General features: G+C 72.8%; 17 protein-coding genes. 3 read left to right on the top strand and 14 right to left on the bottom strand.

The window, feature by feature from the left end; all coding sequences use genetic code 11:
* Nucleotide 1 precedes the first annotated feature (1 nt).
* Genes F7Q99_RS26890 through F7Q99_RS40500 form a run of 11 tightly spaced genes read right to left on the bottom strand, consistent with a single transcriptional unit; the run spans nt 2 to nt 10,146 of the window.
* Nucleotides 2-1,522: an AMP-binding protein gene (locus F7Q99_RS26890; RefSeq protein WP_153465499.1), complete on the bottom strand. Its 1,521-nt coding sequence runs from the start codon at nt 1,520-1,522 to the stop codon at nt 2-4.
* A gap of 37 nt (nt 1,523-1,559) precedes the next feature.
* On the bottom strand, nt 1,560-2,864 hold the full coding sequence (locus F7Q99_RS26885; protein ID WP_153465497.1) for an aminotransferase-like domain-containing protein: 1,305 nt from the start codon (nt 2,862-2,864) through the stop codon (nt 1,560-1,562).
* Nucleotides 2,861-3,964 (bottom strand): alpha-hydroxy acid oxidase, encoded by a 1,104-nt coding sequence (locus F7Q99_RS26880; RefSeq protein WP_326847147.1) that lies wholly within the window; start codon nt 3,962-3,964, stop codon nt 2,861-2,863. The genes F7Q99_RS26885 and F7Q99_RS26880 overlap by 4 nt, the downstream gene beginning before the upstream one ends.
* Nucleotides 3,961-5,022: a 4-hydroxyphenylpyruvate dioxygenase gene (gene hppD / locus F7Q99_RS26875; RefSeq protein ID WP_153465496.1), complete on the bottom strand. Its 1,062-nt coding sequence runs from the start codon at nt 5,020-5,022 to the stop codon at nt 3,961-3,963. Before hppD ends, F7Q99_RS26880 begins: the two co-directional genes overlap by 4 nt.
* Before the next feature lie 14 nt (nt 5,023-5,036).
* Nucleotides 5,037-5,807, bottom strand: coding sequence for a thioesterase II family protein (locus tag F7Q99_RS26870; RefSeq protein ID WP_326847146.1), 771 nt, complete (start codon nt 5,805-5,807; stop codon nt 5,037-5,039).
* On the bottom strand, nt 5,804-7,531 hold the full coding sequence (locus F7Q99_RS26865; protein WP_326847145.1) for a non-ribosomal peptide synthetase: 1,728 nt from the start codon (nt 7,529-7,531) through the stop codon (nt 5,804-5,806). The genes F7Q99_RS26870 and F7Q99_RS26865 overlap by 4 nt, the downstream gene beginning before the upstream one ends.
* A complete protein-coding gene (locus tag F7Q99_RS26860) occupies nt 7,524-8,579 on the bottom strand; it encodes a TauD/TfdA family dioxygenase (protein WP_326847144.1) in 1,056 nt (351 codons plus the stop codon). The genes F7Q99_RS26865 and F7Q99_RS26860 overlap by 8 nt, the downstream gene beginning before the upstream one ends.
* A complete protein-coding gene (gene ddaH / locus F7Q99_RS26855) occupies nt 8,576-9,418 on the bottom strand; it encodes a dimethylargininase (protein WP_153465494.1) in 843 nt (280 codons plus the stop codon). Before ddaH ends, F7Q99_RS26860 begins: the two co-directional genes overlap by 4 nt.
* Before the next feature lie 4 nt (nt 9,419-9,422).
* Nucleotides 9,423-9,635 carry an MbtH family protein gene (locus tag F7Q99_RS41530; protein WP_326847143.1) on the bottom strand — a complete coding sequence of 71 codons (213 nt, stop codon included), beginning with the start codon at nt 9,633-9,635 and terminating at the stop codon, nt 9,423-9,425.
* Nucleotides 9,632-9,955 carry a hypothetical protein gene (locus tag F7Q99_RS41525; protein ID WP_230210328.1) on the bottom strand — a complete coding sequence of 108 codons (324 nt, stop codon included), beginning with the start codon at nt 9,953-9,955 and terminating at the stop codon, nt 9,632-9,634. Before F7Q99_RS41525 ends, F7Q99_RS41530 begins: the two co-directional genes overlap by 4 nt.
* Nucleotides 9,956-9,966: 11 nt before the next feature.
* The gene (locus tag F7Q99_RS40500; protein WP_195911272.1) at nt 9,967-10,146 is read right to left on the bottom strand and encodes a hypothetical protein; all 180 of its coding nucleotides are present in this window, start codon (nt 10,144-10,146) and stop codon (nt 9,967-9,969) included.
* Between the two features lie 250 nt (nt 10,147-10,396).
* Here F7Q99_RS40500 and F7Q99_RS26845 point away from each other — a divergent pair, with 250 nt between their 5' ends.
* Both F7Q99_RS26845 and F7Q99_RS26840 read left to right on the top strand, forming a co-directional pair.
* Nucleotides 10,397-11,374 (top strand): helix-turn-helix transcriptional regulator, encoded by a 978-nt coding sequence (locus F7Q99_RS26845; RefSeq protein ID WP_153465491.1) that lies wholly within the window; start codon nt 10,397-10,399, stop codon nt 11,372-11,374.
* 116 nt (nt 11,375-11,490) lie between these two features.
* Entirely contained in the window at nt 11,491-14,466 is a 2,976-nt protein-coding gene (locus F7Q99_RS26840; RefSeq protein WP_326847142.1) for an AfsR/SARP family transcriptional regulator, read from the top strand.
* Nucleotides 14,467-14,614: 148 nt separating this feature from the next.
* Here the strand turns inward: F7Q99_RS26840 and F7Q99_RS26835 are convergent, their stop codons facing one another.
* Nucleotides 14,615-14,800, bottom strand: coding sequence for a hypothetical protein (locus tag F7Q99_RS26835; RefSeq protein ID WP_153465489.1), 186 nt, complete (start codon nt 14,798-14,800; stop codon nt 14,615-14,617).
* 292 nt (nt 14,801-15,092) lie between these two features.
* Nucleotides 15,093-16,322 (bottom strand): serine hydrolase domain-containing protein, encoded by a 1,230-nt coding sequence (locus F7Q99_RS26830; RefSeq protein ID WP_153465487.1) that lies wholly within the window; start codon nt 16,320-16,322, stop codon nt 15,093-15,095.
* 470 nt (nt 16,323-16,792) lie between these two features.
* On the opposite strand from F7Q99_RS26830, the gene F7Q99_RS26825 reads away from it, so the two are divergent.
* A complete protein-coding gene (locus F7Q99_RS26825) occupies nt 16,793-18,691 on the top strand; it encodes a glycoside hydrolase family 5 protein (RefSeq protein ID WP_407697876.1) in 1,899 nt (632 codons plus the stop codon).
* 75 nt (nt 18,692-18,766) lie between these two features.
* Here F7Q99_RS26825 and F7Q99_RS26820 read toward each other — a convergent pair whose 3' ends face one another.
* A complete protein-coding gene (locus F7Q99_RS26820; RefSeq protein WP_153465484.1) occupies nt 18,767-19,672 on the bottom strand; it encodes a hypothetical protein in 906 nt (301 codons plus the stop codon).
* Nucleotides 19,673-19,800 lie beyond the last annotated feature (128 nt).

Raw genomic sequence — 19,800 nt, 5'->3', positions numbered from 1 at the left:
CTCAGGCGGTGCGGACCGTGCCGAACAGAGCGCGCAGCCCTGCCCGGTCGACCTTTCCGTTCGCGGTCACCGGCAGTTCCTCCAGCGCGTGGAAGTGCTTGGGCACCATGTACGCGGGCAGGTGCGCGGCGCAGTGCGCGGCCAGCTGTTCGGGCTGCGTGCCGTCGGTCGCCGTTCGGGTGTAGGCGGCGGCGAGCCGGCGGGAGCCGGCGACCTCCACGGCCACCACCACGGCCCGGCGCACGCCCGGCAGCGCGTTGAGGACCGCTTCGACCTCACCGGGCTCGACGCGGTAGCCGTTCACCTTGAGCTGGTCGTCGGCCCGTGCCACGAAGTGGAAGTCGGTGCCGTCGAAGCGGACCAGGTCACCGGTGGCGTAGCAGCGGCGCGGCGCGCCGTCGTCGTGCGGCAGGGTGCGGAACCTGGCGTCGGTGAGCTCCTGGTCGCCGAGGTAGCCGATGCCGACGCTGCCGCCGGCGACCATCAGTTCGGCCTCCTCGCCCGGGGCGAAGGGCCGCAGCACGCCGTCCGTGTGGCGCAGCAGTTCCGCTCCGGCGATCGCGCGTCCGATCGGCGGATGGTCGGGCCAGTCGGCGGCCTCGTGGGGGGCCAGCCGGTACTGGGTGACGACATGGGTTTCGCTGGGCCCGTACTCGTTGACCAGCGTGATGCCGCCCGACGCGCAGAACCCGCGGACCTCGGCGTTGACGACGAGGCGCTCGCCCGCCACGGCGATCTCCCGCAGGTCGGGCATCGCGTCCGGTTCGAACGCGGCGGCCGTGGCCAGCGCGTGCAGGCCCACCACCGGCAGGAAGAGCCGGGCCACCCGGTGCTCGCGGATCACGTCCATCAGCGTGAAGGGGTCCTGCCGCTGGTCGTCGTCCACCACGACCAGCCGGGCTCCGGCGAGCCAGGTGGCGACCAGTTCCTCGTAGCCGACGTCGAAGCCGATGGACGCCACCTGCAGGGTGTGCGGCGGGCGGTCGTGCGACCAGTGCCGGACGTGCCAGTCGCCGAGGGCGGCCAGGACTCCCGGCGGCACGGCCACCGACTTGGGCTCGCCGGTGGACCCCGAGGTGGGAATGACGTAGCCGACCGGGCCTTCCCTGGGCACCTCCAGTGGGTTGCCGCGCACCTCGTCGACGGTGAGCTCGGTGCCCCCCGGGCCGGTCGGCCCGGCCCCGTCGGCGTGCAGCACGAGGTCGCTGAACCGGGTGATCTTCGCGGCCCGGGGCGCGGGCATGCCGGGGTCGACGCAGACCACGCCGGCGCCGGCCCGCCAGGCGCCGAGCACGGCGGCGCAGCGTGTCCAGGACCGGTGGCCGTGGACGGCGACCAGGCTGCCCGGTCCCAGGCCGCGTGCGGCGAAGCCACCGGCGATCTCGCCGGACAGCCGGTCGAGTTCGGCGTAACTGTGCTCGACGCCGCGGTCGACGACCGCCACCGAGGAGTGGTGGCGGCGTACGGCGTCGAGCAGGGAGTGGATGAGCGACCACCGTGAACCGCTCGCTTCGGTGTACATGGGAGTCCCTTTTCTCGGGTCGTGTCCGCCGCGGGTGTCAGGCACCCGGCGTCGAGGTGCGCTCGGCGATCAGGGCGGCCAGCCGGTCCAGCCCGGTGTCGATCTGGTCAGGGGTCAAGGAGCTGCAGGAGAGGCGGAGTTGGTGGCACGTGCGGTCGTCGTCGCTGAAGTGGCGCATCGGGGTGAAGAGCACGCCGTGCCGTACGGCGGCGTGTTCGACCAGTTCGTCGGTGACGGCGAACGGCACGGTGAGCACCACGAAGAAGCCGCCGGCGGGGGTGTTCCAGTGCACCCCGGGCAGTTCGGCGAAGCGCCGGTGCAGGCCCTGGACGAGACGTTTGAGGTTGCGCCGGTAGATGCCGATCTGGCGCCGGTTGGCGCGGAGCAGGCTGCCGCCGTGTTCCAGCAGCATGCCTCCCACCAGGGCCTGGCTCACCGGCGAGGTGTTGACGGTGACCATGCTCTTGGCCCGCGACAGCTCGTCGGCGAACAGGGTCTCCTCCGGGCCCGCGACGCGCTGGTCCGCCACGGCGAATCCCACCCGGGCGCCGGGGAAGCAGGTCTTCGCCAGCGACCCGAGGTAGACCACGCGCTGCCCGGTGTCGAGTGCCTTCAGGGTCGGGGGCCTGCCGCTCCCGGCGGCCCGGAAGTAGCCGTAGGGGTTGTCCTCCAGGAGGAGGATGTCCTCCTCGGCGGCGATCTCCAGCAGCCGGTGGCGGGTCCGCACGTCCATCGAGTGGCCGCTGGGGTTGGAGAAGTCGGGCACCAGGTACAGCGCCCGGGGCCGCTCCCCCGCCGCGCGGACCTCCCGGATCCGCTCCAGGACGTCCTCGGGGCGCACGCCCCGAGGGCCTTCGTGGACCGGCCGCACGGGCAGGTCCACCAGCCGGGCGGCGCCGGTCAGGCCGACGTAGGTGGGGTCCACCGCGAGCACGACGTCACGCTCGCCCGCCCGCAGGGCGCGCAGCACCAGCCACAGTGCCTCCTGGGCGCCCACGGTGACCACGACGGCCTCCGGGTCCACGGTGATGCCCTCGTCCTGTTCGAGCTGCCGGGCGATCAGCTCGTGGACGATTCCCTTGGTGCGGCCGTACTGGAACAGCTCCCGCCGCACCCGGGCCTCGTCGTAGCCCTTGTGCTCGGCCAGGTAGCGGCGGTAGGTGTCGAGGTAGCGGTGCAGATCGGCCGGGTCGAAGAGGTCCTCGGTGGGCCGGCCCGGGGCGAAGGAGACCGCCTCTGGGAAGCGGCCCGCCACCTCGTTGAGGAAGTTCATCGACAGCAGGGCGGGGTCGGCGAGCGAGGCGTGCAGATCCGCGCGGTCCAGTACCACGGGTGCGGTCATCGGGCCGCCCCCAGGACCGAGAGCCACGGTGCGTCGGCCGGGCCGGAACAGCCGGACAGTTCCAGGGCGGAGCGCAGCTCGGTCCGCAGCAGGCGCAGGACCCGGCTCACCCCCGGCCCGCCGTCGGCGGCCAGGCCCCACAGGACGGGTCGGCCCAGCAGGACGCCGCTCGCGCCGAGTGCCAGGACCTTGAGGACGTCGGTGCCGCTGCGGATCCCGCTGTCCACCAGCACCCGGCAGCGGGCGGGTACGGCTTCGCGCACGGCGCGCAGCATGTCCACGCTGGCCACCGCGCCGTCCAGCTGGCGGCCGCCGTGGTTGGAGACCACGATGGCGTCCGCGCCGAGGGAGGCGGCGGTGGCGGCGTCGCCCGGATCGAGGATCCCCTTGACGATCAGGGGCAGCCGCGTCTCGCCGCGGAGCCGGGCGAGGTCGTCCCAGCTCAGGGAACGGGCGAAGGTCTCGGCCGTGTGTTCCGCCACGGCCGAGACACCGGTCTGCCGGTCCCCGGCCCGGCGGTTGCCGGCCGGGTCGAGGTGGACGGCCGTCACGTCGGAGGGCAGCGCGAAGCCGTTGCGGAGGTCGCGCAGTCGGCGGCCCATCGAGGGCACGTCCACCGTGACCATCAGCGCCGCGCAGCCGGCTTCCTCGGCGCGCCGGACCAGGTCGGCCGTGGCCGCCGGGTCCTGCTGGCAGTAGAGCTGGAACCAGGTGGTGCCGCCCAGCGCGGTGACGGCCTCGACCGGTTGGCTGCTGAGCGTGCTCACGGTGAACGGCACGCCCTCGGCCGCGGCCGCGCGGGCGGTGGCGAGTTCGCCCTCGGGGTGGACCAGCCGCTGGTACGCCATCGGTGCGACGGCGACCGGCAGGGCCGCCCGGGCGCCGAGGAGTTCGGTTGCGGTCTCGCACGCCGTCCCGCCGACGAGGACCCGGGGCACGATCCCGATCCGGTCCAGTGCGGCGCGGTTGGCGGCCAGGGTCAGTTCCTCGCCGCTACCGCCCTCGATGAAGTCCCAGACCTCCCGGGGCAGTGTCCGGCGCGCGAGCTCGGCGAACTCCTCCAGCCGTACGGGGTCGTGGCCCGTGCCCTGATCGCTCACCGCGGCACCGCCCCGGCGTCCAGGCGCTCCGCCTCGACGGCTTCGTACAGCGCCTTGATGTTGCCGTTGCCGAAGGTGCGGGCGCCGAAGCGCTCGATCACCTCGTGGAACAGCGTGCGCCGCGGATGGGTGGAGCGGGTGAAGATCTGGAACAGCTGGCCGTCGTGGTCCTCGTCGACCAGGACGTTGATCTCGTGCAGCTCGGACGTGCTGTGCCGGGCCAGGTCGAGGCGGTCGGCGAGCATCGTGTAGTAGGCGTCGGGGACGCTCAGGAACTCGACGCCGCGGTCGCGCAGCGTGCCGACGGCCCGGACGATGTCCCGGGAGGCGAAGGCCACGTGCTGGACGCCGCAGCCGCCGTGTTCGGCCAGGAAGCGGTCGATCTGGCCGGGCTCGGCGCTCGTGTCGGGCTCTATCAGGGTCAGGGTGACCTCGCCGGTGCGGCTCTGCACCACCTTGGAGTCCATGGCCTGGGCACCGACCCTGATCAGCTCCTGGAAGACCATGCGGAAGCCGAGCACCCGCGTGTAGAAGTCCACCGTGCGCTCCAGCTCCCCGGGCAGCAGGCAGACGGCGAAGTGGTCGAGTTCCTCCAGGAGTTCGTCATCACGCTCCGGCACGGCGTCCGGCAGCGCGGTGAAGCCCGGCGGGAGTCCGGTGGGCCCGGGTTCGACGAGCGTGTGCACCACGTCGCCGAAGCCGGCCAGCACCGCCGTGGTCCGGCCGTCGGGGTGGCGGCGCGGCACGGCGAGCGGCACCGCCCCGCGGGAGACCGCCTCGTCGAAGACGGCGGGTACGTCGGTCACGGTCAGCGCGATGTCGGCCACGCCGTCGCCGTGGGCCAGCACGTAGTCGGCGCCCGGGTGGTGCGGCGAGCGGGCCTGGGTGAGCACGAGGACGATGCGGCCCTGGCGCAGCGCGAGGGACTGCGCCTGCGCGGAGGCGGCGCGGGCCACCGGGCGGAAGCCGTAGCGGTCGGTCAGCTCGGCCGCGGCCGAGTCGACGTCGGCGACGTAGAACTCGACGTGGCTGATGCCGAATGCGGGAGAGAAAGTCATGGTTGAGCCGTTCGTCAGAGGGCGGCGGTGGCGGGAGACGTGAGCGAGGCGATCCGGGTCGGGAGGTCGCGCCAGACCTCGGGCGTGTAGAAGTGGCCTCCCGGCAGGACGTCGTGGCGGAACGCGCCGTCGGTCAGGCCCGCCCAGCGGGAGCCGACATCCGCCCCGATCACCGGATCCCGGTCGCCGGAGAACACCTGGAGCGGCACGTCGACCCGGGTCCCCGGGGTGTAGTGGAAGGTGTCCCGGGCGCGCAGGTCGGCGCGCATCAACTCCACTGCCATCTCGGTGAGTTCGGGTTCGTCGAGAACGTGATCGGGCAGCAGGCCGTGGGTTCGCATCCAGTCGAGGAGTTCGTCGTCGCGCTGTCCCTGGGCCAGGAACCGGTCCCGGTCGGTCACCCCCCGGTCCGGGGCGTTGCAGGCGGAGACGACCAGTGCCTGTGGCGCGGGGGCGCCCGCCGCCGCGAGCCGGGCGGTGACGTCGAAGGCCATCCAGCCGCCCATGCTGTGGCCGAACAGGACGTACGGCCCCTGCGCCGCGACCGAGGCGACGCCCTGCGCGGTGTCCGCCGCGAGCTCGCTCCACGTCTGCGCGCACTCCTCGGCGAAGCGGCCTTCGCGCCCCGGATAGCAGATCGCCACCAGGTCGACGTCGTCCGGCAGCACCGGGATCCAGGAGTGGTAGGTCGCGGTGCCGCCGCCGCAGAAGCCGAGGCACACCAGGGTGCGGGCCGGGTCCAGGCTGCTCTTCAGCCGCACCACGGTGGTGTCCGGGGCGCTCACGAGGCCGCTTCCGCACGGACCGACTCCGCGTGGCGGGCCAGGTCCCTCAGCCGGGGGAACCGGTAGACGTCCTTGGTCCGCAGCACGATCCCGGCGTCCCGCTTGAGGCGGGAGACCACCCGCAGCGCCACCAGCGAGTGGCCGCCGAGGGCGAAGAAGTTCTCGTCCGCGTGGACGGTGTCACGGCCGAGCACATCGGCCCAGACTCCGGCGATCAGCTGTTCGAGCTCGGTCTCGGGGGACCGTCCGGCGGTGTCCGGCACCGAGGTGACGGCGGGCAGCGCGGCGGTGTCCACCTTGCCGTTGGGGGTCAGGGGCAGCGCGTCCATCCGTACGAGGGCGGACGGTACGAGGTGTCCGGGCAGCCCGGCGGCACAGTGGGCGCGCAGTTCGTCGCCGCTCACCGTCCCTTCCGGCGCCAGGACGTAGTAGGCCGCGAGGAAGGCGTCCCCGTCCGGGCCCGAGCGCGGCGCGGCGACGGCGGCGGTGACCTGGGGGTGAACGCGCAGCCGGTCCTCCAGCTCGCCGGGCTCCACCCGGAAGCCGCGGATCTTGATCTGGCGGTCGGTGCGGCCGAGGAACTCCAGCGTGCCGTCCGGCCGGCGCCGGACCTCGTCCCCGGTGCGGTACATCCGGGTGCCGTCGGCGGCGAAGGGATCCGCGACGAACCGCTCGGCGGTCAGTCCCGGCCGCCCGACGTACCCGACGGCCACGGCCGGACCCGCCAGGTACAGCTCTCCCCTGGTGGCGGGCCTCAGCGCCTCGTCGAGCACATGGGCGCGCACATGGGCCAGGCCGTCGCCGAGGCGCGGTGCGTCGCCGGTGATCCGGGTCGCGGTGGCGTCGACGGTGCATTCGGTCGGACCGTAGAGGTTCCACGCCTCCAGCAGTTCCGCCCGGGCCAGCGACCGCCACAGCCGCTCGGGCACCGGCTCGCCGCCGAGCAGCAGCCGCAGGGCCCGACCGGGCCGCAGCCGCGGACCGACCAGCTGCCAGTGGGACGGGGTGAAGTCGAGGTCCGTCACGGCGTGCTCGTCGAGCAGCGCGTCCAGCCGGCCGGGGTCGGTGCGGTCCTCGTCGGTCAGGACGACCAGGGTGTCGCCCCGGCAGACCCGGACCCACTGCTGCACGGACGCGTCGAAGGACAGGCTGGCGTTCCATCCGACCACCCGGTGCCCGGCCGGGTAGACGCCGCGCTCCTCCAGGCCCGCCACCAGTGCGGCGACGCTCCCGTGCGCGACCTCCACCCCCTTGGGGCGTCCGGTCGACCCCGAGGTGTAGATGACGTACGCCGGGGCGCGCGAGTCGCCCACGCCGTCGTGCGGTTCCTCGCCGGGCCGGTCCGGCTGGTGGGAGCTCAGCACCGGTAGTCCGTCCGCCCACGAGGGCCGGCCCGTGTCCGAGACCACCGCGCGCAGTCCCGCGTCGGCGGCGACGAAGGCGAGCCGATCGTCGGGGTACGCCGGATCGAGCGGCACGTAGGCGGCGCCCGCCCGCCAGACGGCCAGCGGGGCCACGACCCAGTCCGCTCCCCTGGGCACGCTCACCCCCACCCGGTCGCCACGGCCGATGCCGAGCGCGCGCAGCGCCCCGGCCAGCCGGGCCGTGCGCTCGCCCAGTTCGGCGAAGGTGAGGGTCCCGTCGGCGCCGTGCACCGCGGCCCGGTCCGGGAACGACCGGACGCTCTGCAGGAATCGGCCCACCAGGGCCTGCGGGTCAACCACGGGACACCGCCGTGGCGGCAGTCGCGCTCGGGGCGACGGTCGGTGCGCAGTCGTACACCGAGATCGGCTCGCCCATGGCGACCACGATCCGGCGCTCACCCCGGAAGGGGTCGCGGGCGTGCGCGGTCAGGATGTTGTCGACCAGCAGGAGGTCGCCCGGCTGCCAGGCGCGGCGCACGGTGGCGTTCTCGTACGCGGTGTTGACGGTCTCCAGGTCCGCCGCGGTCAGCGGGATGCCGTCACCGAGCCCGGTGTTGAACGGCAGCCCGTCCGGCCCGAGTTCGTCCAGCAGGACGTCGCGGATCTCGCCGTCCAGGGAGAACTGGCTCCAGAACGCCAGGTGGTTGAACCACACGTCCTCCCCGGTGTGCGGGTGCCGGATGATCCCGGGCCGCACCTGGCTGGTGCGCAGCCGGCCGTCCGCACCCCAGGTGCAGGAGATGTGGTTCTCGGCGCAGTACCGCTCGACCTGATCGGGGAGCTCCGTCCCGAACGCGGACTGCCAGGCGACCGAGAGGCTTTCCGAGTAGTTACGGGTCAGGATCCAGCCGGATGCGCGCATCCGCTCGACCAGCTCGGCCGGAAGGGTGCGCAGCACCTCGCGGCAGTCGGCGACCGGGGTGGCACCGCCCTCCTCGGGCGCGGTCAGGCAACCGAAGAGCAGCAGCCCCGGAAAGGTCAGGGTGTAGCTGTTCTCGTTGTGCGGCCTGATCGCCTGCCCGGCGGGCAGGTCCGTGGAGGAGAAGACCCCGCCGCCGAAGTCGCTGCGCGGAGTGGCCTTCTCCCGGTACGGGGTCGCCCGCGGGATCAGCTCGTCGCGGACCAGGGCGAAGTCCTCCACGCTGTGCACCGGCAGTCCGCGCAGGTACACCGCCCCGTACCGGTGCAGTCCGGCCCGGAGCTCGCCGTGGTGGTCCGCGAGCCAGGCGCGGGCTTCGGCCGCGTCGGCCAGCTCGGGTGCCTGGACGGTGGCGGGGGCACCCGGCTCCGTGTGCCAGTCGAGGGCGCCGCCGCCCACCGGTGAGCCGTTCGTCGGTGCGTCGGTCACTGCGCACCGCCCGGGGCCGGTGCGGCGTGACGCAGCTCCAGGGTGCAGCACTTGACGCTGCCGCCGCCCTTGAACAGCTCGGAGAGGTCGACGCCGATCGGCTCGAAGCCGCGCTCGGCCAACCGGTCCGCGAGGTCGCGCGCGGTCTGGGACAGCAGCACGTGGCGCCCGTCGGAGACCGCGTTCAGCCCGAACGCCTCGGCGTCGGCCTCGGTGGCGATGAGCGCGTCGGGGTACAGCTCGCGCAGGGTCGCGCGGGACTCCGCCGAGAAGGCTCCCGGGAAGTACATGATCTCGTCGTCGTCGAGCACGGCGAGCGCGGTGTCCAGGTGGTAGAAGCGCGGGTCCACCAGGGTGAGGCTCACGACCGGGGCGCCGAGCACGTGCTCGGCCTCGGCGTGCGCGGCCCGGTGGGTACGGAAACCGGTGCCGGCCAGGATGCGGTCGCCGGCGACCAGGTAGTCGCCCTCGCCCTCGTTGACGTGGCGGGCGGCGTGCACCTCGGTGTAGCCGTTGCGCTCGAACCACGCCTGGTAGGCGGGCGCCTCTGCGGCTCGTTCGGCGTGCCGGAAGTTGGCTACCAGAACGCGGCCGTTCAGCACCGTGGCACCGTTGGCGGCGTAGACCATGTCGGGCAGACCGGGTACGGGCTCCACCAGTTCGACGGTGTGACCGAGCTCCTGGAAGAGGGCGTACAGCCGCTCCCACTGCAGGACGGCCAGCGCCGTGTCGGTCGGCTTGGCCGGATCCATCCACGGGTTGATGCGGTAGTCGACGGTGAAGTGGGAGGGGCGGCACATCAGGTAGTGCCGGCGACGGGCCGTGCGCTGGATCGGCATCGGATCACGCCTCCTTGAGGGCGGCGATCAGGCTCGCCGGGCGCAGGTCGGTCCAGGTGTTCTCGATGTGGTCCAGGCAGTCCTGCCGTCCGGCCGGGCCGTGGGTGACCGTCCAGCCCGCGGGGACCGCGAGCGAGGCGGGCCACAGGGAGTGCTGGTTCTCCTCGTTGACCAGGACGAGGTAGGTGGCTTCCTCGTCCTCGAAGGGGTTCGTCACGGATGCTCCTGTCGCGTCGTGTTGCGGATGACGTCTTGTCGAAGGGATGGTTCGCCGGCGATGCGCCAGCCGCTGAGCGGAGGGGAGGTCGCGAGCGCTCGCCGGCAGATGGCCAGCGCGGCGGCTCTGGCGGTCAGTTCGGGTGTCGCCACGGCGAACATCCCGAGGCGGATGCCGCGCGGGTTGACCTGCACACTGACGTGCTCCAGGCGCTCCCCGGGGGCTGCCGCGGCCCAGAGCAGGTCGACGATGCGGCGGCGGTCCGGCAGGCGGACCGCGACCGGGTCGGCAGGGGTGAGGGCGATGAGGGTCAGCTCCACGCCGGGCTGCGTCAGTCCCAGATGAGGCCGTGGGCGGCCACGGCCGGTGCTGCGGCGTGAAGCGCCCCCGTGGCGCGCACCTGCGGGTGCTCATCCCCACCGGACTGCCCACCGGACTGCCAGCCGGCGGCGGTCGCCAGGACGATGGCAGCGGCGCAGGCCGCACGGACGACGTGGATGCGAGAAGTCATGGCGGTGCCCTCGTCAGAAGTGGGAGAGAGGTGGCCGGGTGAGCACCCGGCGGGCGTCCGGCGCCTGCCGGAGCGACGTGTCCATCCTCGCCGGCCGGCTTCCTCCGGGGAACAGGTTCAGGACCGGCAAAAACGTCCAGGCCGCTTTGTGACACCCGCTCACCTGCGTAGAGCCGGGCATGTATCTCTCGTAGATGGCCGGCGTGCAGGCTGCTCGCAGAACCACGGGGTGACCGCAGGAGGGAAGGCGATGTCCGTGACGCTCTGCCTGGAGACGCTGGATCAGACAGTCTACGAAGAGATGCTCAGCCACACGGCGCTGGGCGTGGACGAGCTCGCGGCCAAGCTGGACGTCGAGCCCGACCGCATCCGCGACTGCCTTGACAGGCTGTTCGCGCTGCAGTTGGTCCAGGCGTCCTTCGAGGCACCCAGCAGGTTCACCGTCGTGGACCCGGTCCTCGGGATGAAGCGGCTACTGGAGCAGCAGCACGAGGAACTGGTCCGCAGCCACCGCCAGGCGGCGGGCAGCCAGCAGGCCCTGATCAGGATCCTGGCCGGCGCGGGCGGCGGCGCCCAGCAGGCGGACGGTGTCGAGCGACTGGCCGGACTCGACTCGGTGCAGGGGCGATTGGAGCGTCTGGCCCTGGAGGCTGGGGACGAGATCCTGACCTTCATGCCCGGCGGGCCCCAGTCCCCCGCCTCGCTGGAGGCCGCCGTGCGCAACGACGCCCTCGTCCTGCAGCGCGGCGTGGCGATCCGCACCATCGGCCTGGACTCCGTCCGCGGCGACGCCGCTACCCTGCGTTACACCCGCGCGCTGGTCGGGCAGGGCGGTGAGTTCCGTACGGCCGCCGCGCTGCCGACCCGCATGGTGGTGGTCGACCGGACGTACGCCCTGGTGCCGATCGACCCCGCGGACAGCCGCAAGGGCGCACTCTTCCTCTCCGCGCCGGGCATGATCGCCCCGCTGCTCGCCCTGTTCGAGCGGGAGTGGGGAGCGGCCGTACCGCTCGGCAGCGACCCCTCCGACGCCTCGTACGTGCCGAGTGAGCAGGAACGTTCCCTCCTCGCCCTGCTGGCGCAGGGCCACACCGACGAGTCCGCCGCGGGCCAACTGCACATCTCGGCCCGCACCGCCCGGCGGATCATGGCGGCGCTCATCGAGCGGCTCGGCGCCCGCAGCCGCTTCGAGGCGGGCCTGCGCGCGGCCCGGCTCGGCTGGGTGTGACCCCGCCCGACAGTGAATGTCATGATCTTGCCCCTTAGGATGACGTTCCGTACACCGGCGTGGACACCAGACGCCGATGAGAGCCGCGCGGCCCCGGGGGGACTGTGGAATTCTTCGTGCTCGGATCCGTGGGCATCCGCATCGGCGGGTCCGTCATGTCCGGTGGTCCGCCGCAGCAGCAGGCGACCCTGGCCGCACTGGCTCTCCGCTCGGGCCATGTGGTTCCCCTGCACGAGCTGATCACCGCCGTGTGGGGCGAGGCGGCGCCGGATTCCGCGGTGATGATCCTGCGGACGTACGTGTGGCGGTTGCGCAAGCTCCTGGAGGCCGGTGGCCGCGACCCGCAGGTGCTGGCGTCCGCGAACGACGGGTACCGGCTCTTGGTGCCGCCGACGTCGGTCGACGCGCTCCGGGCCGAACAGCTGGCCGCCGACGCGGCGCGCGCTCGCGAGGCGGGCCGCTACGACGCGGCCGCCGAGTCGCTGGCCGAGGCCGTTTCGCTGTGGCGGGGCGAGCCGCTGGCGGGGGTGCCGGGGCCGTTCGCGCAGAACCAGCGCTCCCGCCTGTCCGAGCTGCGCCTCCACCTGCTGGAAGAGCGCTTCGACGTCGACGTCGCGCTGGGGCGGCACGCCCAGGTGGTCCCCGAACTGACCGGCTTCATCCGCGAGGAGCCGCTGCGCGAGCGGCCGTACGGGCTCCTGATGCGCGCGCTGTACGCCGCCGGGCGCCAGGGCGACGCTCTGGCGGTGTTCGGCAGGGCGCGCGAGGTGCTGGCCGACGAACTCGGCCTGGACCCGGGCCCCGAACTCCGCGCGCTGCACGGCCGGATCCTGGCCTGCGACCCCGAACTGGTCGCGACGGTACGGGCACCCGCCGCCACCGGGGCCGCGCCGGCGCGGGCGGAGGCCGGCGAAGCCGGCGAGCAGGGACCGGCCCCCTTCGTCCGGCCGGCCCAACTCCCCGCCGGAATCGCCGACTTCACCGGCCGGACCGCCGAGCTCACCGCCCTGTCGGACGCCCTCGCCGACCGGGACCGTACCGCCCTGGCCGTCGCCACCGTGAGCGGGATGGGCGGTATCGGCAAGAGCGCACTGGCCCTGCGGGTGGCGCATCGGGTCAAGGAGGAGTACCCCGACGGCCAGCTCTACGCCGACCTGCGCGGCACCAGCACGGACCCGGCCGATCCGGGAACGGTCCTGGCCAGTCTCCTGTCCGCCCTGGGGGTGCCCCGGCGGGAGGTACCCGGTTCGCTGGAGGACCGGGCCCGGCTGTTCCGTACGGTCCTCGACGGACGCCGGGTGCTCCTGCTGCTCGACGATGCGCGCGACACCGCCCAGGTCAAGCCCCTGCTTCCGGGGTCCGCCCACTGCGCGGTGGTGGTGACCAGCCGGGCTCGCCTGGCCGGCCTGTTGTCGGGCAGCCACGTCCAGCTGACGGAGTTCAGCCCGGCGGAGGCCCTGGCCCTGCTGCGGCAGATCGTGGGCCCGGAGCGGGTGGACCGGGAGGAGTCCGCCGCGGCCGCGCTGGTCGGCGCGTGCGCCCACCTGCCGCTCGCGGTGCGCATCGTGGCCGCACGGCTGGCGGCCCGGCCGGGCTGGACGGTGGCGCACCTCGTGGTCCGGCTGGCCGACCAGCGTCGACGGCTGGCCGAGCTGCGGGCCGACGACCTGGCGGTCGCCGCCGTCTTCGAACTCGGCTACCGCCAGCTGACGGACGGTCAGGCGGCGGTGTTCCGTCAGCTGGCCTCCGTGGCCCGGCCGAGCATCGGCCTGGCCGCAGCGGCCGCGGCGCTGGACCTGGCGGAGGCGGACGCGGAGACGCTGCTGGAAGCGCTGGTCGACGCCGCGCTGCTCGAATCGCCGGAACCGGGCCGGTACCGGCACCACGAGCTCGGCCGGGACTTCGCGCTGAACCTGACCGGACCGGACACCACTGCCCCGGACGAAGCGGACTCCGCGGTGCAGCGCCGCCTGCTCCACCACCTGATGGGTATGGCCGCCGAGGCCTTCCAGTGGATCGTGCCCGGGGACCCGGTGCACAGCACGATCACCGCCACGGCCGCGGAGCCGGGCGACGCACGGCTCGGGGACCTGGCCGAGGCCAGGGCCTGGGTCGTCGCGGAGTTCGACTTCGCCCTCCATGCCGTCCAGCTCGTGCTCCGACGGCAGGGCGACGCCGAAACGGAACTGCTGACGGTGGCCGCCGACCTCCTGGTGGCCCTCAGCTCGTTCGGCCAGGACATCCCGTACGCACGCATAGCCGTCACCGCCGAGACGCTCGCCCGGGCCGCCACGCTGAGCGGGAACCACCGCGCGGCCGGGCGCGCCCGCTTCATCTGCGGCAACGCGGCCCTCCAGGCCACCCAGTTGACCCGGGCGCGCACCAACTCCCACCTGGCGGTGGACGCGTGCCGCCGGGCCGGCGACCGCGCCATCCTCCAGCAGGCGTACAACGACCTGGGCGTCATCGCCCAGTTCGAGCAGCGCTACGACGAAGCGGCCGAGTGTTTCGACCAGGCGCTCGCACTGGCCCGGGAGCAGGGGCACCGCTCGGGCGCACTGACCATCACACTCAACGCCGCACTGGCCAGGATCCGCGGCGGCCGCGCCGACGAGGCACTGCCCGCCTGCGAGGAGGCGCTGGAGGCCCTGCGCGCGCTGGCGGACCACCACGGTGTCGCACACGCGCTGTGCGTCCGCGGCCAGGCCCTGCACGAACTGGGCCGCCTGCACGAGGCGCTGGCCAGCTACGAGGAGTGCCTCGACCTCTGCGAGGCCGTGCGGATCCCGGGCCAGCAGGCACAGGCGCGCTACCGGTGCGCGGCCACCCTGAACGATCTCGGCCTCACCGAGCCCGCGCTCGACGCGGCGGCCAAGGCGGTCGCCCATCTTCGGACCGTACCCGACCGCGACCGCGACCAGGGCTACGCCCTGCTGATCCACGCCCGCGTCTCGCTCGACGCCGGTCACCGTGACGATGCGCTGGCACATTCCCGCGAGGCGCTGGCGGTCTTCACCCGGGCCGGACTGCCCGAGGCCGCACAGGCGCGCCTGATCGTGGACACCGCCGCCACCCCGAACCCGGCGACCTGAGCGGGAGATCGCAGCAGGCGGCCCTTTCCTGGGTCCCGTCGGCGGCCTCCGTCCCGCGGGACGGAGGCCGGGTCGTCGTTCCGGTCGGCGAGCGGTGTCGCCGGGAGGAACGGCACCGGCCCCACCGCCCGCCCGCGCCCGGGTGCCGTCAGGCCTTGGTGTTGAACTCGGTGTGCCCGATGGCCTTGCCGGGCCGGTCGGCCGCGGAAGCCGGTCGCGCGTCACCGGAGTGGGTCGCGCCGGCCACGGTTCCCGCAATGGCCAGGACGGCGGCCAGGGCGGCGGGAACGATGAAGGCCAGACGGTGCATGACCGACTTCTGGATGCGCTGCACGGGAGACCCCTGTCTGTTCGTCCAGGAGCCCGTGGACGGCACCTGGCTTGCGAGTTGTTCTGAGACCGACTGTCGCAGGGCCCCATCTACATCTCATATACGCGCCCAGCACGGTCGTCGCCGGTCTGGATGTCCCGGACCAGCTCGTCACCTGCTGCTACCTCGTCATCGCTCCGGACACCCCGGAGGTGACCGTCTGCTCGGCCGGGCCCGTGCTGGTCACCGGCCACCAACGAGCTGGAAGCCGCCGCCGATTCCCGTCTCGTCCACGTCCGTTGGCACCCTGCCGGTGTCAGTCGTCGATCGCCTGGTAGACCGTGGTCCAGAAGTCGTGGATGAGGCGCGCCGAGTCCGGGGTGGACATCCCGACCTGGGTGAGCAGGATTCCGGTGAGCCGGTTGACCGGGTCGGCGTAGGTCGAGGTGCCGGTTCCGCCGTCCCAGCCGAACTGGCCGACGGGCGCGTAGTCGCCGCGGTAGGTGCGCACGGCCATCCCGAAGCCCCAGCCTCCGTGCTGCCCCTGGCCGAACCCCACGTGGACGTTGTCGCGGGCCATGGCGGTGCGGGCGGCGTTCTGATCGGGCGTGAGGCGGTTGGTGGTCATCAGCTCGACGGCGGGACGGGACAGGATCCGTCCGCTCCCGTGCATCCCGTGGTTGAGCAGCATCCGGAAGTAGGCGTGGTAGTCGTCGACGGTGGAGACCAGCCCGCCGCCTCCGTCCTGGAAGGCCGGAGGCCGGCTGAACCGTCCGCCTGCCGCCTCGTCCCACACGATGAACTCCCCGGTCCGCGGGTCCGGGGTGTAGTTGGTCGGCAGCCGGTCGATCTTGTCGGCGGGCACGTGGAAACCGGTGTCCTTCATCCCCAGCGGGTCGAAGACGCGTTCGCGCAGGAACGTCCCGAACGGCTGGCCCGTGACCCTGGCGACGAGCACACCGAGCAGATCGTTGCTGATGTGGTACTGCCAGCGCTCTCCGGGCTGGGACATCAGCGGGAGCGTGCCGAGGCGGCGCATCCACTCGTCCGGCCCGGGCATCGGCTCCGGCAGATTGGGCGTGAGCCCCTGCTCGAAGATCGCGTTCATGATCGGAGTGCCCAGCGACGTCAGATCCATGCCGAGCCCGAACGTGGAGGTCAGCACGTCCCGTACGGTGATCGGCCGTCGTGCCGGCTCGGTGTCGTCCAGCGGGCCGTCGATCCGCTTCAGCACCCGCCGGTCGGCGAGTTCCGGCAACCACGGCTCCACCAGGTCGTCCAGCCGCAGCCTGCACTCGTCCAGCAGGACCATCGCCGCGGCCATTGTGACCGGCTTGGACGTCGAGGCCATCCGGAAGATCGTGTCCCGGCGCATCGGTGCGCCACCGTCGTGGCGCATCGTCCCGACCGCTTCGACGTGCGTCTCATCGCCCCGGCCGACCAACGCGACGACTCCGGGAATCCTCCCGGACTCCACATGCCGCTCCAGCACGTCGCGTACCTTGCGCAGCCCTGCTTCGGAGAAGCCGCTGTCGTTCCGTCCCATCGTGAATCTCCTTCATTGGCGTTTCCGACTCCGGAAACGCTACGTTGCTTTCCACTATCTTGCAACATGTACATTGCGCTAAATATGCATCTATGCAGGTGGAACCGAGGAAAGTGTTGCAACGACACTGAAAGGAACGCAACGACGACTGCCCCGATCATTGCAATGGGTGAGAAGTGAACGCTATGACGGGGAGTGGGGACCACCACGGCGCGGGGGCTGGCATGTGGTGGCCGACGGCGGCCATCCGTGCGTCGAACGCCTTCGGCACCCGTTCGCCTGATGACATGCTTTCAGATGGCATGCGCCGGACAGCGGGGGAGCGACGTGGTCCACCAAGGGAGTTCCAGCCGGCCGGATCCGGCCCGAGCGTCCGACATCGCCGAGTTCACCCCGTAACGGCATCCACCACCACTCACTGATTCGGGATCATCATGAGAAGGCTTGCGTTCCGTCTGCTGTCCGTCGCAATGGCCTTGTCCGCGTTGGCGGTTGTGCCACCCGGAACCGCCTCGGCGGACCCGGGCCCGGCCGCCGCCCCCGTACCGCTGACCGGCGCGCAGCTGGCGGCCTCGTGGGCGGGGCCGTTGAGCACCCGTGGGCGGTACGTCGTCGACGCGTCCGGCAACCGCTTCAAGCTGCGGTCGGGCAACTGGTCAGGCGCGCAGGGGACGTGGCAGGGCAGCGGCTCCACCACGGACCCGGCGAACAACCAGGCCGGCCAGGTCTCGTACAACCTGCCGCTCGGCCTCGATCGGGCTCCGCTGGCCGAGATCCTGGCCGGCTTCCACAGCCTCGGGCTCAACAGCGTCCGGCTGCCCTTCGCGGACGCGATGATCCGCGACACCACGGTCGTGCCGGACGCCGCCGTCGCCGCCAACCCGCAGCTGCGCGGCAGCACTCCGCTCCAGGTCTACGACGCCGTCGTGGCGGCCCTCACCGCCGACGGGTTCGCCGTCATCCTCAACAACCACACCACCACCTACCGGTTCTGTTGCGGCCTGGACGGCAACGAGCGCTGGAACAGCAGCCAGTCCACCGGGCAGTGGGTGGAGGACTGGCTGTTCATGGCGAACCGGTACCGGGCGAACCAGCGCGTCGTCGGCGCCGACCTGCGCAACGAGGTCCGCCGCGACGTCTGGGACGACCCCAACTGGGGCATGGGCGACGGCCACGACGAGTACGCCGCCTTCGAGGAGGCGGGCAACCGGATCCTCCAGGCCGACCCCGACCTGCTGATCATCATGGAGGGCATCAACTGGCAGGGCATCCCGCTGGCCGGCCTCCCCCACGGCCGTCCGATGCTCAAGCCGGTCGCCACGCTCTCCAACACCCTGATCGACTCCGGCAAACTGGTCTACTCGGCGCACTTCTACGCCTACACCGGCTCGGCCAACACCGGCGCGAGCAGCGGGATGGGGGCCACCGGCGACCCGCGCTACCAGGACCTGACGCCCGAACAGCTGGCCGCCGTGGTCGACGAGGAGGCGCTCTTCGTCACCCGCTCCGGGCAGCACTTCACCGCGCCCGTCTGGATCAGCGAGTTCGGCGCGGGCGGACGCGGCTCGACCGACGCCAAGGAACACGCCTGGCTCGACGACTTCACCGCGATCCTCGCCGCCCACGACACCGACTTCGCCGTCTGGCCGCTGGTCGGCTGGCACAACGGCGGCGTGCCGCAGGACAGTTGGGCACTGCTCCACTACGACCGGGCCGGCCGGCGGCTCAGCATCGAGGACCCGGGCGACTGGCGCGCCGACGCCTGGAACCGGCTGGTCACCGCCCCGTCCTACACCGGCCCGGTGCCCGAGGCTCCGCGCTGGAACCTGCTCGACCTCGACCACACCGACCAGAACGTGTCCCGGCACATGCTCGCCCTGCCCGACTGGAGCAGCGGCAACCGCAAGGGTGACTGCCCCGACGGCCAGCGCCTGATAGGCCTCGGCCGCAGCGACAGCCGCGGCCTGTGCACCGACGCCGGGCAGCCCGCCGCCGGCCCGGGCGAGTGGGTCACCGTGACCGACGAACGCTACGTCACCGACGGCGACTGGGCCTCCGGCTACAACAAGCTCCAGTGCCCGGCCGGCCACCTCGCCGTCGGCTACGGCGTCCACAACAACGCGATGGCGTCGCTGCTGTGCGCACCGGCGGCCACAGCTCTGCCGGCGACGGCACGGGTGCTCTGGTTCGAACACGGCGACAACCGGCCTCCGGCCTCCACCGGCGCCGACTCCGCGGCCAGCGACTGGGCACCGGGGTACTACAAGGGCCAGTGCGCCTCCGGCGAGTACGTCGCGGGCGTGGCCATGACCTGGCGCTGGCTGCACGGCGGCGTCCCGGACGCGCTGCTCTGCCGCCCGGTGGCCTGAGCGGCCGGCGGGAACGGACGGACGCCCGCGGTCCGAGGACCGCGGGCGTCCGAACGCTTCTGCTCCGATACCGCGTCAGCGGCGGGAGGCCCGGCGGCGGGAGACCACCAGCGCGCCAGCGCCGACCGCGAGCAGCGCGGCGCCACCGGCGGCGTAGGCGATCATCTGGCCGCTGTTGCCACCGGTGCTGGCCAGGGTCTCGGCGGGCGTCGTCGAGACCGGCTTGACCGTGGGCGTGCCGACCGGACCGGCCGAGTCCGTCGAGGCGGACGGGGCCGGCGCGGACGGGGTGGCCGCCTGGCTCGGGGTGGCCGACGGAGTCGCCGAGGTCGACGGCTTCGCGGTGGCCGTGGCCGTGGTGGTGGCCGTGGGCGACGCGGTCGGTTGCGGCGTGGCGGTGGCCGTGGCCGTGGGGCTCGGGGTCACCGAGGCCGTGGCGGTCGGCACCGGGACGGTCGGCGTGCCGGTCGGGGTCGGCGCGCAGGCGTGGCCGCCGTTCCAGGCCGAGATCAGGTTGTCCGGGAAGACCCCGTGCGGGTACTTCGGCGCCGGGTTGGCGACCCCGTCGAACTTCTTGTCGCCGTTGTACAGGTCGATCTGGCCGAAGCACTTCGGCAGGTGGGCGGTGACGTCCAGGGTCGCCTGCCGGTTCCCGTGGTTGAGCGTGGCGGTCGCCCAGCCGAGGAAGGTCTGGGTGCCCGAGGTGGCCCAGGTCGGGCCCTCGGTGCTGTAGGAGGCCAGCGAGACCTTGTAGTCGCAGCCGTCCTGCGACTCACCGGTCAGCCGGACCTCGATGACGCCGTGCGGCTCGGACATCCGGCCGCCGTTGATCCAGTTCTTGCCGCCGTCGACCGAGTACTGCACGGCGGCGTCGCCGCAGCGCACGCCCTCGGCGTGCGCGGTGCCGGCGGTCAGGAGCGGGGCGCCGACGGCTATGCCGAGGGCGGCGAGGGCCGGAAGGGTCCGGCGCGGAGAATGCACGATGTAGCTCCCTGTAGACGTGTGCACAGTGAGGTGGGGCTCACCGCTCCGCCGGTCCGGCCCGGATTCGTCTGCGCCGGGCCGGGGCTGAGCGCATGTGAGATCCGTGACGCTACCGGACCGTAGCG

It is taken from the genome of Streptomyces kaniharaensis (assembly GCF_009569385.1).
GTDB lineage: Bacteria > Actinomycetota > Actinomycetes > Streptomycetales > Streptomycetaceae > Kitasatospora > Kitasatospora kaniharaensis.
Note: the sequence above shows the minus strand (reverse complement) of the source record. Positions and strands in the feature narration are given on the sequence as shown.

Bases quoted from the DNA above. Each gene is read 5' to 3' on its own strand.
- F7Q99_RS26890 (WP_153465499.1), bottom strand. From the start codon at position 1,522: ATGTACACCGAAGCGAGCGGTTCACGGTGGTCGCTCATCCACTCCCTG.
- F7Q99_RS26885 (WP_153465497.1), bottom strand. From the start codon at position 2,864: ATGACCGCACCCGTGGTACTGGACCGCGCGGATCTGCACGCCTCGCTC.
- hppD (WP_153465496.1), bottom strand. From the start codon at position 5,022: ATGACTTTCTCTCCCGCATTCGGCATCAGCCACGTCGAGTTCTACGTC.
- ddaH (WP_153465494.1), bottom strand. From the start codon at position 9,418: ATGCCGATCCAGCGCACGGCCCGTCGCCGGCACTACCTGATGTGCCGC.
- F7Q99_RS40500 (WP_195911272.1), bottom strand. From the start codon at position 10,146: ATGACTTCTCGCATCCACGTCGTCCGTGCGGCCTGCGCCGCTGCCATC.
- F7Q99_RS26845 (WP_153465491.1), top strand. From the start codon at position 10,397: ATGTCCGTGACGCTCTGCCTGGAGACGCTGGATCAGACAGTCTACGAA.
- F7Q99_RS26830 (WP_153465487.1), bottom strand. From the start codon at position 16,322: ATGGGACGGAACGACAGCGGCTTCTCCGAAGCAGGGCTGCGCAAGGTA.
- F7Q99_RS26825 (WP_407697876.1), top strand. From the start codon at position 16,793: ATGGCCTTGTCCGCGTTGGCGGTTGTGCCACCCGGAACCGCCTCGGCG.